This is a genomic window from Leeuwenhoekiella palythoae, assembly GCF_900130045.1.
GTDB lineage: Bacteria > Bacteroidota > Bacteroidia > Flavobacteriales > Flavobacteriaceae > Leeuwenhoekiella > Leeuwenhoekiella palythoae.
The window spans coordinates 299,402-315,231 of the sequence record NZ_FQXT01000005.1; the positions used below are offsets into that span (position 1 = coordinate 299,402).

At 40.6% G+C, this 15,830-nt stretch carries 14 protein-coding genes; 10 read left to right on the forward strand and 4 right to left on the reverse strand.

Going from position 1 to position 15,830, the window contains the following annotated elements; genetic code table 11:
• Positions 1–34 precede the first annotated feature (34 nt).
• On the forward strand, positions 35–493 hold the full coding sequence (locus BUA96_RS14680; RefSeq protein WP_072984322.1) for a GAF domain-containing protein: 459 nt from the start codon (positions 35–37) through the stop codon (positions 491–493).
• A gap of 70 nt (positions 494–563) precedes the next feature.
• On the opposite strand, the gene BUA96_RS14685 is transcribed toward BUA96_RS14680, so the two are convergent.
• Positions 564–1,817, reverse strand: a complete 1,254-nt coding sequence (locus BUA96_RS14685; RefSeq protein ID WP_072984324.1) for an ABC transporter permease — start codon at positions 1,815–1,817, stop codon at positions 564–566.
• 138 nt (positions 1,818–1,955) lie between these two features.
• Between BUA96_RS14685 and purH the strand changes: the two genes are divergently transcribed.
• The 6 genes from purH to rodA all read left to right on the forward strand — a co-directional run bounded on the left by purH (position 1,956) and on the right by rodA (position 9,094).
• Positions 1,956–3,482 carry a bifunctional phosphoribosylaminoimidazolecarboxamide formyltransferase/IMP cyclohydrolase gene (gene purH / locus BUA96_RS14690; protein WP_072984326.1) on the forward strand — a complete coding sequence of 509 codons (1,527 nt, stop codon included), beginning with the start codon at positions 1,956–1,958 and terminating at the stop codon, positions 3,480–3,482.
• A gap of 70 nt (positions 3,483–3,552) precedes the next feature.
• Entirely contained in the window at positions 3,553–4,581 is a 1,029-nt protein-coding gene (locus BUA96_RS14695) for a rod shape-determining protein (protein ID WP_009779085.1), read from the forward strand.
• Between the two features lie 14 nt (positions 4,582–4,595).
• Positions 4,596–5,420 carry a rod shape-determining protein MreC gene (mreC, locus tag BUA96_RS14700; protein WP_072984328.1) on the forward strand — a complete coding sequence of 275 codons (825 nt, stop codon included), beginning with the start codon at positions 4,596–4,598 and terminating at the stop codon, positions 5,418–5,420.
• Entirely contained in the window at positions 5,410–5,916 is a 507-nt protein-coding gene (locus tag BUA96_RS14705; RefSeq protein ID WP_072984330.1) for a rod shape-determining protein MreD, read from the forward strand. Before mreC ends, BUA96_RS14705 begins: the two co-directional genes overlap by 11 nt.
• Positions 5,913–7,829 carry a penicillin-binding protein 2 gene (gene mrdA / locus BUA96_RS14710; protein WP_072984332.1) on the forward strand — a complete coding sequence of 639 codons (1,917 nt, stop codon included), beginning with the start codon at positions 5,913–5,915 and terminating at the stop codon, positions 7,827–7,829. Before BUA96_RS14705 ends, mrdA begins: the two co-directional genes overlap by 4 nt.
• The gene (gene rodA, locus BUA96_RS14715) at positions 7,829–9,094 is read left to right on the forward strand and encodes a rod shape-determining protein RodA (RefSeq protein WP_072984334.1); all 1,266 of its coding nucleotides are present in this window, start codon (positions 7,829–7,831) and stop codon (positions 9,092–9,094) included. Before mrdA ends, rodA begins: the two co-directional genes overlap by 1 nt.
• On the opposite strand, the gene BUA96_RS14720 is transcribed toward rodA, so the two are convergent.
• Genes BUA96_RS14720 through BUA96_RS14730 form a run of 3 tightly spaced genes read right to left on the reverse strand, consistent with a single transcriptional unit; the run spans position 9,095 to position 13,159 of the window.
• Positions 9,095–9,904 (reverse strand): DNA/RNA non-specific endonuclease, encoded by an 810-nt coding sequence (locus BUA96_RS14720; RefSeq protein WP_072984336.1) that lies wholly within the window; start codon positions 9,902–9,904, stop codon positions 9,095–9,097.
• Between the two features lie 3 nt (positions 9,905–9,907).
• A complete protein-coding gene (locus tag BUA96_RS14725; protein ID WP_072984338.1) occupies positions 9,908–11,026 on the reverse strand; it encodes an ABC transporter permease in 1,119 nt (372 codons plus the stop codon).
• A gap of 3 nt (positions 11,027–11,029) precedes the next feature.
• Positions 11,030–13,159 (reverse strand): carboxy terminal-processing peptidase, encoded by a 2,130-nt coding sequence (locus BUA96_RS14730; protein WP_072984409.1) that lies wholly within the window; start codon positions 13,157–13,159, stop codon positions 11,030–11,032.
• A 142-nt stretch (positions 13,160–13,301) separates the two neighbouring features.
• Between BUA96_RS14730 and surE the strand changes: the two genes are divergently transcribed.
• From surE to BUA96_RS14745, 3 genes are read left to right on the forward strand one after another with little or no spacing between them, the layout of a single operon-like run.
• Positions 13,302–14,084, forward strand: coding sequence for a 5'/3'-nucleotidase SurE (gene surE / locus BUA96_RS14735; protein WP_072984340.1), 783 nt, complete (start codon positions 13,302–13,304; stop codon positions 14,082–14,084).
• A 33-nt stretch (positions 14,085–14,117) separates the two neighbouring features.
• A complete protein-coding gene (gene lpxB / locus BUA96_RS14740) occupies positions 14,118–15,236 on the forward strand; it encodes a lipid-A-disaccharide synthase (protein WP_072984342.1) in 1,119 nt (372 codons plus the stop codon).
• Between the two features lie 13 nt (positions 15,237–15,249).
• A complete protein-coding gene (locus tag BUA96_RS14745; protein ID WP_072984344.1) occupies positions 15,250–15,828 on the forward strand; it encodes a C40 family peptidase in 579 nt (192 codons plus the stop codon).
• Positions 15,829–15,830 lie beyond the last annotated feature (2 nt).

Genomic DNA, 15,830 nt, shown 5'->3' on the forward strand with positions numbered 1-15,830 from the left:
AACACGGTTTAGACCGCCCTAAATTACAAGAAAAATGACGTTTGAAGCCCTAAAACCTGAAGTATCAAAAATTTTAGACAGCAGCAACCTATCTGTTGAGCATCGCTTAGAAGAAATATGCACGTTACTTAAAGATAATGTGACGTATTATGACTGGGTTGGCTTTTACTTTAAAAATGGGGATAAAAACGAACTGAAATTGAGTTCGTATGCTGGGGCTCCTACAGACCACACCATTATCCCTTTTGGGAAAGGAATTTGCGGCCAAGTCGCTGTCTCTAATCAAAACTTTGTTGTTCCTGACGTTGCCGCGCAGGACAATTACATTGCGTGCAGCATCACTGTAAAGGCTGAAATTGTTGTCCCGCTTTTTGTTAATGGTGAAAACATTGGGCAAATCGATATTGATTCAAACACTCCAGATCCCTTTACTGAAGCTGACGAGCGCTTTTTAGAATGGGTTAATGAGCAGGTTTCTTCGATCTTGGCATAGCAACTACCTCTAAGAAAATATTCATTAGGCAGTACCTGGAAACAGCGCTGCCTTTTTTAGGATTAAAGGATTACATTCCGGTTCTGATGGCTTCTACAGGATCAAGTCGCGAAGCCATAAATGCAGGCACAATTCCTGCGAAAAGCCCAATCACGATAGAACTTGACAATCCATAAAATATATTGGTTGCCGAAAGCACAAACTGAAAGTCTCCTGTAAATTGCGACATGACCTGCGCAATGATCCAAACGAGTCCCAGACCGATCAAACCTCCTATTGTGGCAAGAATCACCGATTCAAATAAAAACTGAAGTAAAATAAATCGGTTTTTGGCTCCTAGTGCTTTTTGAATTCCAATCAAATTGGTACGTTCTTTCACGCTCACAAACATAATATTTGCAATACCGAAGCCTCCTACGAGTAAAGAAAATAACCCAATAAAACCACCAATAGTAGACATGGTGCCGGTGATATTATCGATCAAGTCTGTAAAGCCCGAAAGCTGATTGATAAAAAAGTTGCTTACATCATTAGGCTTCAATCCTCTGAGTTGGCGTAGACGCTGCTCAAGAACCGCATTAAATTCAGGGATATCAACACCCTCAGCCGGCTTTACCACAATTTGAGGAAAAGCTGATTTATTATTGCTTCCATAAATACGGCGCACCACATTTACAGGCAAGATCACCATGCCATCTTTAGACGGACCAAACATACTGCTTCCCTCCTTCTCTAAAACTCCGATTACCGAAAAGCGCTGTCCATAAAGTCGCACTTGTTTACCAATAGGATCTAAACTTCCGAATAAACTTTCGGCGATTTCTTGACCCAAAACCAAAACATTTGAACCACTATTGGATTCTGACTCATTAAAAAATCTTCCGTCAGTAAGCTGCAAAGCTTCGATATTATAATACCCGTCAGTCACAGGAATAATGTTTACTCCCGTCACTAATTTATCTCCGTACTTTATAGATTCGGCGCCTACATTTAAGCTGAAAGATGCCGCCTCAACATCAGGAACATTTCGTTTAATATACTGGTATTCGTCATAACTCACATCTGGAAACTGCTCGCGTTTCCATTGTGGAATATCAGTGGGCGCAAACGAAAAACGCATGATGATAATCGTGTTATTATCTAACGAAGCAAGGCTACCTTTGATCTCCTGTTTGAGCGAGTCTACTGCAGCAAGAACCCCGATAATTGAAAAAATACCAATGGTCACCCCCAGTAAGGAAAGCAGGGTACGCAACTTATTATTGCGCAACGCATTGATAGCAAAAGCAAGACTTTCTTTTAATACCCTAAGATAGATGAGCATAAAGGCGTTTTAATTTGAACACAGGTATGACGCAAAAGCCCGCTGTGTGTTACAAATTTAAGCTAAGAAATTACGAAAATTAGCAAGCTATTTTAGTAGTTAAATTCATACTTTTGCACCCAAATTAAAAATTTCTTCATGAGCACTCCGATAAAGGCAAAAGCCGCGCTGATTTCCGTTTTTAGTAAAGAAGGCCTTGAGCCGTTGATTAAAAAGTTTGATGAATTAGGTATAACCCTTTATTCTACGGGGGGTACAGAGAAATTCATTAAAGATCTTGGCGTACCGGTTGTACCTGTTGAAGATGTGACTTCTTATCCTTCAATTTTAGGTGGAAGAGTAAAAACCCTTCACCCTAAAGTTTTTGGTGGAATTTTAAACCGTCAAGACAATGAGAGCGATGTTGCTGAAATGAAAGAATACGACATTCCGCAACTTGACATTGTGATCGTTGACTTGTATCCTTTTGAAAAAACGGTTGCCTCAGGAGCTTCAGAACAAGATATTGTTGAAAAAATTGATATTGGCGGTATTTCGTTGATTCGTGCCGCCGCAAAGAACTTTAAAGACACGCTGTGTGTTTCTTCGGTTGATGATTATGAAGAGGTTTTAGAGCTTATCAGCGCCAATGAAGGAACGACCACGCTAGCTGACCGTAAGCGTTTTGCCGCAAAAGCATTCAATGTTTCATCGCATTATGACACTGCTATTTTCAATTACTTTAATGAAGAAGAAGTAGTTTACAAGGCCAGCTACACACAAGGCAAGTCTTTACGCTACGGAGAAAACCCACATCAAAAAGGAACCTTCTTTGGTGATTTTGATGCGATGTTTGACCAACTTCACGGTAAAGAATTATCATACAACAACCTGCTTGACGTAGATGCTGCGGTTAATTTAATGGCAGAATTTCAAAATGAAGCGCCCACTTTTGCAATCTTAAAGCACAATAATGCCTGTGGCCTTGCCCAGCGCGACACATTACACCAAGCGTATGTAGACGCCCTAGCCGGAGATCCGGTTTCTGCTTTTGGTGGAATTTTAATCGCTAATAAAGAAATTGATAAAGCTACTGCTGAAGAAATTCACAAATTATTTTGTGAGGTAGTTATCGCTCCTAGCTATTCTGAAGAAGCACTTGAAATTTTGAAAGGAAAGAAAAATCGTGTTCTTTTAATTCAAAAACCTATCGCGCTTCCTAACGATCAAGTGCGCAGTTGTTTAAATGGTATTTTAGTTCAGGATAAAGATGCAAAAACAGATAGTCTTGAAGATCTTTCTACCGTCACAAACAATAAACCTACAGAACAAGAGTTAAGTGATTTAATCTTTGCTTCTAAGATCTGTAAGCATACCAAATCAAATACGATTGTGTTTGCAAAAGGTAAACAACTTTGCGCAAGCGGCACCGGTCAAACTTCACGTGTTGACGCGTTACGTCAAGCTGTGGATAAAGCGGTTTCTTTTGGTTTTGACCTTAAAGGCGCAGTGATGGCCAGTGATGCATTTTTCCCGTTTCCGGATTGTGTTGAACTCGCAGACAAAGCCGGAATCACAGCGGTAATTCAACCGGGTGGCTCTATAAAAGATCAGCTGAGCATTGATTATTGCAACGAAAATGAACTGGCCATGGTTATGACCGGAACCAGACATTTTAAACATTAAAAAATCATATTTTTTAACTACATTTAAGATTTAACCTTTAGCATACTCACCCTAATTTCCAACAGCGCATATGGGCTTTTTTGATTTTCTTACCGAAGAAATAGCGATAGATCTTGGTACCGCAAACACCCTTATTATTCACAATGACAAAGTTGTGGTTGACAGTCCGTCTATTGTAGCCCGTGACCGCATGAGCAATAAGATCATTGCTGCCGGTAAAGACGCTGCGATGATGCAAGGTAAAACGCACGAAAACATCAAAACCATTCGCCCGCTCAAAGACGGTGTAATTGCTGATTTTGATGCCAGTGAGCAAATGATGAGTATGTTCATCAAAGAGATTCCGGCGCTTAAGAAACGTATGTTTGCTCCTGCGCTTAGAATGGTGGTATGTATTCCGTCAGGAATCACAGAGGTTGAGATGCGTGCGGTAAAAGAAAGTGCTGAGCGTGTTAACGGCAAAGAGGTTTACCTGATTCACGAGCCTATGGCTGCGGCTATTGGTATTGGCGTTGACATTATGCAGCCTAAAGGAAATATGATTGTAGATATAGGTGGTGGAACGACTGAAATCGCGGTGATCGCTTTAGGTGGAATTGTTTGTGACAAATCGGTTAAAATTGCGGGTGATGTCTTCACCAATGATATCATTTATTATATGCGTACCCAACACAACTTGTATGTTGGAGAGCGCAGTGCGGAAAAAATAAAAATTCAAATAGGAGCAGCTACCGAAGATTTAGAGGTTCCGCCAGAAGATATGAGTGTTCAAGGACGCGATTTGCTTACAGGGAAACCAAAACAGGTTCAAATCTCATTTAGAGAGATCGCTAAAGCTTTAGATAAATCTATCTTACGTATTGAAGACGCCGTGATGGAAACGCTTTCTCAAACTCCTCCAGAACTTGCTGCAGATATTTACAACACCGGGATTTACCTTGCCGGTGGTGGTAGTATGCTGCGCGGACTAGATAAGCGTTTGTCTCAAAAAACCGACTTACCGGTGTACATTGCTGAAGATCCTTTGCGCGCTGTGGTGCGTGGTACCGGGATCACGCTTAAAAACCTAAACAAGTTTAAAAGCGTACTCATCAAATAATAGCATCGTGATTCATGCAGCAAATCGTCAATTTTTTCATAAAGTACAGAAACTTTCTGCTCTATGCCTTTTTGCTGTTTATTTCGCTGGTTTTTACGATTCAGTCGCACTCGTATCATCGTAGCAAGTTTGTAAATTCAGCTAACTTTTTAAGCGGTGGGATTTACAGCAGTCTTGATAACATTACAGAGTACTTCGATCTAAAAGTGCACAATGCGCAGCTTGTTGAAGAAAACAACAGGTTACGCACCCGATTGCTCAACACGCGAGACAGCATTTCGCAAAAAATAGACACGGCTACTTTTCATAAGCGCTTCCGGTTTACCACCGCTAAAACCATTAATAACAACTATACGTTTAAGGACAATTTTCTCACGCTACGTGCCGGGACTAAAGACGGCCTGAAGCAAGATTTAGGCGTGATCACCAGCAAAGGAATTGTAGGTATCGTAGATCGCGCTTCGGCCAATTATGCCACTGTGATAAGCATTCTTAATAGCAATTCTCAGATCAATGCCAAGCTGAAGAAAAGTAATCACTTTGGTATTTTAGTATGGCGCGGCGGGGATCCTAATATCGTAGATCTTATCGATGTACAGTCTAAAGCCCCGGTTCAAAAAGGCGACACCATTGTTACCGGCGGAAAGTCAACCATCTTTCCGGAAGGTATTGGCATAGGTACTATCAAGTCTTTTGAGCTTGATCCTAGCGAAAACTTTTACAGTATTAAAGTTGAACTTTTTAATGACATGACAAACATTGGTTATGTGTATGTCATTGAAAATCTTGACAGAACCGAAATACAAACTCTAGAACAACAAACAGCAGATGAACAATAGTGTCACGCAAAACATACTGCGGTTTGTATTTCTTGTTCTGGTTCAAATCGCAATTTTTAACAACATCAATTTTTTAGGGTATATCAATCCGTATCCCTACGTGTTGTTTATTATTTTATTCCCCATAGGAGATAACAAAGCCTTATTGTTGGCACTGAGCTTTTTATTAGGGATCAGCATTGATATGTTTTGCAACAGCGGCGGAATGCACGCTGCCAGTTGTGTGACCATAGCCTATTTAAGACCTTGGATCTTACAATCGATTTTTGGCCTTGCCTACGAATATAACGCAGTAAAAGTGGTTAAAGCGGCTTTTGGCCAACGCTTACTGTATACCACGATCTTAGTGTTCTCACATCATTTGCTATTATTTTTCCTCGAAAGTTTTAACTTTTCAGACATAATCTATATACTTAAAAAGACGTTGTTCAGTGGGGCCTTTACTGTGCTTCTTTGTATCATTCTAATAACCCTTTTTAGCGTTAAGCGTAGATGAGAAAAATTCTGCTTTTTTCTATTGTTTTAATTTCCGGAATCCTATTAACAGGAAGGCTCTTTTATCTTCAGATTTTAGATACTTCCTATGCCAGTTTATCGGTAAACAATGCGATCAAGCGAATTTATGATTACCCGCAACGCGGCCACATCTATGATCGCAACGGTTCGCTATTAGTCAGCAACCAACCTTCGTATGATGTTATGGTTATTCCTCGAGAAGTAAAACCCTTTGACACTACCGAGTTTTGTGGCTTATTAAAAATGACTAAAGAAGCATTGGTCAAGCGATTAGACAAAGCCCGTGTGTATTCTCCCAGACTTCCGTCTATTGTGATTCCGCAGCTTACAAAATCGGAGTACGCCTATTTGCAAGAAAAAATGCGTAAGTATGAAGGTTTTTACATTCAAAAACGCTCGTTGCGTGATTATCAGGTAGATTATGGTGCAAACTTTTTAGGCTATATCGCCGAAGTAAATCGTGCTGATATTGAAGATAACCCGTACTATCAATCAGGTGACTTAAAAGGGCGTACAGGTGTTGAACGCCAATACGAAGAAATTTTACGCGGAGTAAAAGGAGTTAAATACATTCAGAAAGATCGTTTTAATCGTGATATTGGCGCTTATAAAAACGGAAGCCTCGATACCATTCCCAAGCCCGGAAAAGACCTGACACTTACCATTGATGCTGAGCTGCAAAAGTATGGCGAAGAACTAATGGTAAATAAGCGCGGCGGAATTGTCGCCATTGAACCTTCAACAGGTGAAATTCTTGCCTTAGTAAGCGCACCTAATTTTGATCCTGCCCTGCTTGTGGGTAGAGAGCGTTCTCGCAACTTTACCAATTTGTATTACGATTCTATTGCAAAACCACTTTTCGACCGCGGTTTACAAGCACAATACCCTCCGGGATCTCCATTCAAAACCCTGAATGCACTTATTGCTTTACAGGAAGATGTGGTAGACCCTCAAGAAAGTTTTGCCTGCCATATGGGCTATTATTATGGCTCCAGAGGAAGAAAATTAGGCTGTCACAGCCACCCAAGTCCGTTGAGTATGGTGCCAGGAATCGCAAACTCGTGCAATGCCTATTTTGCCAATGTGTACCGCCGCGTGATCGAGAAGTATGACACTCCACAGGAAGGTATGGACGTTTGGCACAATCATCTGGCAAGTTTTGGCCTCGGGCAATATATGGGAACCGATTTACCTACGGGCCGTCCCGGTTATATTCCTGATAGCGATTACTACAACAGAGCCTATGAATATCCTAAATACAAATGGTTTAGTACTGCTACGATCTCAAATTCTATCGGGCAGGGTGAAGTGAGTCTCACGCCTATTCAACTTGCAAATGTGACCGCCACCATTGCAAATAGAGGTTGGTTTTATACGCCGCATATAGTAAAAGATATTGAAGGCGAACACGACGCTATTCCTGAAAAATACCGCACTAAGAATTATACGACCATCGATGCTAAAAACTACGAACCTGTGGTTGAAGGAATGTCTGGCGCATATAATTACGGTACAGCGGCTGGCGTACAGATCCCTGGAATTGAGATTTGTGGAAAAACAGGAACTGCTGAAAACTATACCAAAATAGACGGTAAACGTCAGCAGCTTACGGATCATTCGATTTTTGTAGCTTTTGCTCCTAAAGACAATCCTAAAATTGCTATTGCTGTTTTTGTTGAAAATGGGTATTGGGGTGGTCGCTACGGCGGAAAGATTGCCAGTCTAATGATCGAAAAGCATATAAAAGGTGAGATTACCCGTACCGATCTTGAAGACTGGATCTTAACGCACAGTCTCGAAGAAGAATACGCAAAACCCTTAAGCGGAAAGCCATTCCCAATTAATGATGGTAAAAAAATAAGTGGTAAAATCGAAGAAAAGCTCAAAAGTTAATGCGCAGTACAGCACGCAACGCACGCAATAATTTTGACTGGCTTCTTATAGTGATCTATCTAGCGCTGGTAGGTATTGGCTGGGTAAATATCTATTCTGCTTCTATTGATCCTTCAGGAGTTTCCAACTTTTTTGACCTCAGCAATCTGTATACAAAGCAGCTGCTCTTTATAGCTTTGAGTTTACTGCTAATTGTGTTCATACTCTCACTGGAAGCCAAATTCTTTGAGCGGTTTGCCAGTGTGATCTACGTCGTTTCGATCGCCTCCTTACTAGGCCTTTTTGTCTTCGGAAAAAATATAAGTGGTGCAACCAGTTGGTACGCCTTTGGAAGCTTCAGTTTACAACCTAGTGAATTTGCTAAAGCAGCTACTGCCCTAGCCTTGGCCAAATATCTTAGCGACATTCAGACTGATGTAAAGTCATTCACCCACCAGTTTAGAGCTTTTATCATCATCGCTTTGCCTGCGCTTTGTATTGTACCGCAGCCTGACCCCGGAAGCGCACTTGTTTACGCAGCCTTTTTCTTTCCGCTTTATCGCGAAGGACTTTCTGGAATTTATTTAATTACCGGCTCTATTACCATCGCGCTGTTTGTTTTAACGCTTGCTTTTGGCCCTGTGTATATCATTGCCGGCATTGTATTGATCGCTATTATTCTGCTCATCAAAAACCGAAAAAAGCGCTTTGGTAAACGGTATTTTTACATTCTGCCAATAGTATCTATTCTGTTTGTACTTTCGGTGAATTATATTTTTCAGAACGTTTTTGAACAGCGCCACAGAGACCGTTTTAATGTGGTCTTGGGCAAAGATGTAGATATGAAAAGTATAGGTTATAATACCTATCAATCTGAAATTGCCATCGGCAACGGCGGACTGACCGGCAAGGGTTTTTTAAAGGGAACTCAAACTAAAGGAAACTTTGTACCGGAGCAGCATACAGACTATATTTTTAGCACCGTAGGCGAAGAATGGGGGTTTTTAGGAAGCACGCTGGTAATCCTTCTTTTTGTAGGTTTAATGCTGCGGATCATCATTCTTTCAGAACGACAAAAGAGTCAGTTTAGTCGCATTTATGGTTACAGCATCGCCGGAATATTGTTTATACACTTCTTGGTGAACATCGGGATGGTTACCGGAGTTTTCCCTACTGTAGGTATCCCACTGCCGTTTTTTAGCTATGGTGGTTCGGGGCTTTGGGGCTTCACCATTTTGCTGTTTATTTTTATTAAACTCGACAGCAATCGGGTTAATGAATGGTAATTAAAACACCCAGCGATCCACGGGTTTTTCAGCTTCTATTTTGTGTTCTACGGAATCTTCCAACTGCGGAAAAAAGTCAATTCCGGTTGCATTTTCTACCTCATCTACAGAGACCACAAACTGCTGAAGCGGTGCGTCACTTTCGCGGTGCGGAATTAAAAAAGCCAAACAAGAGTAGCCTGAATCATTTTTCCGAAGGACGATCTTGTAAAAAGCACTAGGAACGACCACGTTCTCGGTTCCTATCGTACCCAAACCGTTAGTTGTTAATCCGCCAGTTATTACCGTTATCTTATTGTACCGCGAAGCCCAATCTCTAACTTGATTTTCAAGGCGATTCCAGATTCCCGCGTTGAACGCATTCAGTTGCGGACTAATATTACTGGTTAAAAAAGTTTCATTATACGCCTGCGTGCTAAAGCTTCGGTCACCAGCAGGACATAGATGTCCGCGGTCATAACCGCTGTTTTTATAATTACGCCAGTCCGCCGCTCCCGTTTCCACAGCATTATCTACCATAAAATACGGTCTACTCAAACTCTTGCTGTTCTGCAGTTGGGATTTTTCTAACGTGTAAGCCACCCAAGAGGCCTGCTCTGCCGCTTCGTTGTATGACAAGCTGTAGTACTGATGATGCACCAGCGTTTCTGGCGCAGCTTCCGGAAGTAAAAAGCTTAATGCCGTTGACTTGATTTCCGCACCGGTGTCTACATGTCGCTCTTTTTGCTTTTGATCTAAATGCTGATTTACAAGATAAATGATCGTAATAGCCACCATCATCAATAGCGGGTAAGTGTATTTTCTTCGCATAAATTATTTTACTCCTTTTACATCCAAAGCATCGCGTAAGGCATTACCCATAAGCATAAATGCCATCACTAAACTCATAATCGCCAGACCGGGAATAATTGCTAAGTAGGCTTTCCCTAAAATAATATAAGAATAGTGATCTTTGATCATCGCTCCCCAACTTGGAATGGGCGGTTGTGCACCAATCCCTAAAAAGCTGAGTCCGCTTTCTATAAGTATTGCGCTGGCAAAATTTGCGGCGCTGATCACGATTACCGGTGCCAAAATATTAGGGATAATATGTTTAAACAAAATGCGCATATTTCCATAACCAAGAGCTCGAGCGGCGGTGACATACTGTGCTTCCTTAACGCTCAGAACCTGCCCTCTGACTACACGCGCTACTTCTACCCACATCGTAAGCCCTACAGCTATAAAAACCTGCCAGAAACCCTTTCCTAAGGCTAAAGTAATGGCAATTACTAGCAGCAATGTAGGAATAGACCAAGTAACATTGATAATCCACATAATGAATGCGTCTATTTTGCCACCGTAATAACCAGCAATTGCTCCTAAGACCACACCGATCAACAGTGAGATCAAAACGGCAACAAAACCAATACTGAAAGAAATACGCGTACCTATGAGCATTCTACTCAGCAAATCACGACCGTATTTATCAGTACCCAGAAAAAAAACTTTTTCAGATATAAATTGTTCCTCGAAGTCTTTCTTAGCAACCTCTGTAATTCCAAAATCTTCTAAAGCAACTGCTTTGGTCAACTCGAGGTCTTCATCTTCAGAATATGGCTTATATTCTACCTCATCCTCGTGCAAGGTCCAACTCGAGATCGGGATTTCTGTATCGGTATTAACTTCCCCATTTAACAGCGCTCCTATCCAACTTTGCTTTTGATGTTCCGGCCCGGGAACATTCAGCATTTCAACACGAAATCCGGGCTTTTTAGAATGGATAGCCAAATGCATTTGATTGGCATTGCTCGAGTCGTCTGGTGCGATCAAATATGCAAATAAGGCGATCAAACCGCAGAGCACGATATATATAAAACTCAAAACGCCCCAGAAATTTCTTTTGAATTTCTGGAGCGCTAAATGAGTTAATGAACTTGAATGTTCTCCCATAGGTTAATCCCTAACGTCAGCCAATTTACCTCTTCTAATATTATTTACTTTAAGATCTTCTAACACGTTAATGGCTTCATCCATATACACATCTTTAGCAAGATCTTGATGCCAACGCTCACGCTTTTGTTTTAAAACCGTGTCGCTTTCAAATTTTTGAATTTCGTATGGAAGCGATTTAAACGTTAAGCCTGACTTATAATCGCGTAAGGAATCAAAGCGTTTAGCTTCCTCTTCGTTTTGTTCCATCTTAGCAGAATATGCATCAATATTTAAAGGCCAAACTGAATCATCTTGCTTGCTCTTGATCCATTTTGCATTTTCTTCAATCAATTGCAACTGCTTGTTTTTAGCCATACGTGCGTTACTGTTGCTGATGGTTTGATCATAATCTATATAACCATCCCAAACCTCATAATCTGCTGCAGCGATCTTATCCCAAGGTAGCGGGTTGTCTAGATCTTTTTCACCAATATCAATGTAACTGAATTGGTCTGGAACCACTACATCACTTTTCACACCTTCTAATTGAGTCGAACCACCATTGATTCGGTAGAACTTCTGTGTAGTGATTTTTAAAGCTCCCATATCGCCTAAATCATTTTGACGCAACCAGCGGTTTAGGTCATATACATTTTGAACTGTTCCCTTTCCATAGGTTTGCTTACTACCTATGATCACAGCTCTTTTGTAATCTTGCATAGCAGCTGCAAGAATTTCACTTGCAGAAGCGGAAATTTCATTAACCAATATCACAAGAGGCTTGTCCCATAAAATCTCAGGATCTTTATCCTTTAAAATTTCACTATCCGCTCCATTTGATTTTACCTGTACAATAGGTCCTTCTTTAATAAATAAACCTGCGATATCTACCACAGTAGAAAGTGATCCTCCACCGTTACTTCTTAAATCAATTACAAGACCATCTACATCCTGCTCTTTAAGACGAATAATCTCTTTCTTAACATCAGTAGCAGCATTGCGTTGCTCTGCATTCTGCATATCAAAATAGAACTTTGGTAAATTGATCACACCGTACGTTCTATCGTCTTTATCTACAGTCGTGGTTTTAGCATAGGTTTCTTCAATTTCCACAACATCACGTGTAATTGCAATATTCTTGATAGAGCCATCCTTTTTCTTCACATTAAGGGTTACAACGGTTCCTTTAGGGCCTTTAATTAGCTCTACCGCATCATCTAAACGCATACCAACAACGCTAGTTGCAACATCTTCATCTGCTTGTTTTACCTTTAGAATAATGTCTCCCTCCTTAAGCTCTTCACCTCTCCAAGCTGGTCCACCAGAAATAATTTCGGTGATACTGATCTCGTTACTTTTTTTCTGAAGACGGGCGCCAATTCCTTGAAACTGCCCACTCATTTGCATATCAAAACGATCTTTATCAACCGGTGCAAAATACGTGGTATGCGGGTCAAATTCTTCAACTATAGAATTGATGTAAATTGAAAAGTAATCTTCTCGATCTAATTCATCTGCAAACTCAAAATATTCAACTAAAGATTGCTTGGTAGTCTCTCTCGTTTCCTTTTCAATTTCTGAATTTGATAACGGTGTATATCCTGTTGAGTCTTTAGCCTTTTTAGCTTCTTCTTCAATACGGTCGTAATACGTGCCAATGGTGTTGAACTTCAGTTGATTTTCCCAACGTGCCTTAAGCTCTTTTTGATTTTTAGCATAGTCTAAATTCTCATACTCTGTATCAATAGTTTCATCTTTAGAGTAATCAAATGGCTGAGATAAAATATCATCGTAAATCGCCTTTGACTCTTCCATACGTTCTCTAAGTCGTGTGTATGCTAAATCAAAAAAGCTAATATCTTCCTTTCTAATTTGATCATCTATCTGATCTTTATAGGCTTCAAATTCTTTGATGTCACTTTTAAGGTAATAACGCTTTAGAGGATCTAAGGCAGTTACAAAATCATCAAAAACCTCCTCAGAGAATTCATCATTAAATTCTTTGGCATCATAGTGCCCTTTTTCGAGCACATAAGAAATTAAGCTAACGAGTACTTTATCTTTTCCGGGATCTTCATCACTTGTGGTAAAACTGCAAGAAGCTACAGCTAACAGTAAGGCCAAAACGAGCACCTTCACATTTTTTATCATAATACGTTGCATTTTCATCTTTTACTAGCAATCTACATTAAAAACCGTGCCAGCGCTTAATTTTTGAGCTAACAATTTGTTAAACGTTAAGCCGGGCTATGGCTTGGTAATTTAGTATTTTAGCGTCAGAAAGCAAAACCAAATGACCGATCAAAAACCTCTTATATTAGTCACTAACGACGATGGCATCACGGCTCCCGGAATACGCAAATTAATCAGCATCATGCAAGAGCTTGGAGATGTGGTCGTTGTAGCTCCTGACAGCCCGCAAAGCGGTATGGGCCATGCTATAACTGTCAACGACACTATTTATTGCGACCCGGTAAAAGAATTTCAGGATGACACGCACAAAGAGTACCGTTGCTCCGGCACACCGGCTGATTGTGTTAAGATCGCCGTACAAGAAATTATGCATCGCAAGCCTGACATTTGTGTCAGTGGTATAAATCACGGCTCTAATTCATCTATAAATGTTATTTATAGCGGTACTATGAGCGCGGCTGTAGAGGCAGGTGTAGAAGGAATTCCCGCAATTGGGTTTTCGCTACTCGATTACTCTATAGATGCTGATTTCTCGCATTGCGCGCCTTACGTTAAAAAGATCACGCAAGAAGTATTACAAAACGGATTGCCAAAAGGTGTTGTGCTTAACGTAAACATCCCAAAATTAAAAGCCAGCGAAATAAGCGGCATTAAAGTGGGGCGTCAAGCTAATGCGCAATGGGTTGAAGATTTTGACAAGCGCACCAACCCAATGGGACGAGATTACTATTGGTTGAGTGGCGAGTTTGTAAACGAAGATCAAGGCGAGGATACAGATGAGTGGGCTTTGGCTAACGGTTATGTTTCGGTGGTTCCTGTGCAATTTGATCTGACCGCACATCATTTTATAGAAAAACTGAATGACTGGAAATTTAATGATTAACTTTTCGTTCTACGGAAAACAATTACGCAAGTCGTGAAATACTATATCATAGCAGGAGAAGCCAGTGGCGATTTACACGCAGCTAATTTGATGAAGGCAATTTTAGCCGAAGATCCTAATGCTGATTTTAGGTTCTGGGGTGGCGATCTGATGCAAAAAGTGGGCGGTACGCTCGTTAAACACTATCGCGATCTGGCATTTATGGGTTTTCTCGAAGTGCTTATGAATCTGCGCACGATCACTAAGAATTTAGCATTTTGTAAAAAAGATATCGCTCAGTTTAACCCCGATGTGATCATCTATATTGATTACCCCGGTTTTAATATGCGTATTGCAAAATGGGCACGACAAGAAGGCTACAAAAACCATTACTACATCTCTCCACAAATCTGGGCTTGGAAGGAAGGCCGCATTAAAGCAATCAAACAAGATGTTGATGCGATGTATGTGATTCTTCCATTTGAGAAGCAATTTTATGAGGAGAAGCATAACTTCCCGGTGCACTTTGTGGGACATCCTTTAATTGATGAGATTAGTGCACGTACACCGGTGATTCCTGAAAATTTCAGAAAGGAACACCAATTAGATGAGCGACCTATTATCGCCCTATTGCCCGGAAGCCGTAAGCAGGAAATTCAAAAAATGCTTGAGATTATGTTGAGCGTTACTCCTGATTTTCCCAATTATCAGTTTGTGATCGCCGGAGCCCCAAGTCAAGACCTCGACTTTTACGAACCATTTTTAAAGAAGAATCGAGTTCATATCGTCATGAATCAAACCTACAATTTACTAGACGTTGCGCACGCTGCGCTGGTAACTTCTGGCACAGCGACTCTTGAAACCGCACTCTTTAAAGTTCCTGAAGTCGTTTGTTATAAAGGTGGAAGAATTTCTTATGAGATCGCAAAACGCGTTATTAATCTCGATTACATTTCGTTAGTAAATCTTATTATGGATCGCGAAGTAGTAAAAGAATTAATTCAAACCGAATTCAATACCAAAACGCTTAAAAAAGCGTTAGCAGAGATTTTAGAAGAAGAAAAAAGAAAAGCACTTTTTTCAGAATATTATAAATTAGAAAAAAAGTTAGGCGGCGTAGGTGCAAGTGCCACTACGGCTAAACTTATTGTAAATGCTATTCAGTCAAACTGACTCTAGATTGTATATGACCAGAACAAGCCTCTCTATAATTATAAGTATTGCTTTAGTAAGCTGCGGCGGAAGTAAAAAAGCGGTAAAATCTGCAACGACAATAGAAAACACGAGATATATTGCTCCAGAAAAAAGTTCGGTCCCTACCTCTGATCCTTCAACGCGTGAATTGATGTATTTATCAGAAATAAAACCGAGTGAAGAAAATCAGCTTCGATTCAATATCATCAAAAATGCACGCCAGTATGAAGGCACGCCCTATAAATACGGGGGCACAACCCCTAAAGGAATGGATTGCAGCGGACTCGTGTACACTGCATTTCTAGAGGAAGGAATAAGCATTCCGCGTGTGAGCAGACATATTGCAGAAGAAGGTGAACGCATTAAAACCGATGATGTAATTCCCGGTGATTTATTGTTCTTCATTACCGGCAGACGCAGCCGTCAAATCAATCACGTAGGTATTGTGGTTGATGTTTTACCGGGACAAATTCTTTTTATTCACTCTTCTACCTCTCAAGGCGTTATCGTGTCTTCACTTAATGAAGGCTACTGGAACAACGCCTTTAAAGAAGCCCGAAGAATTATGTAACT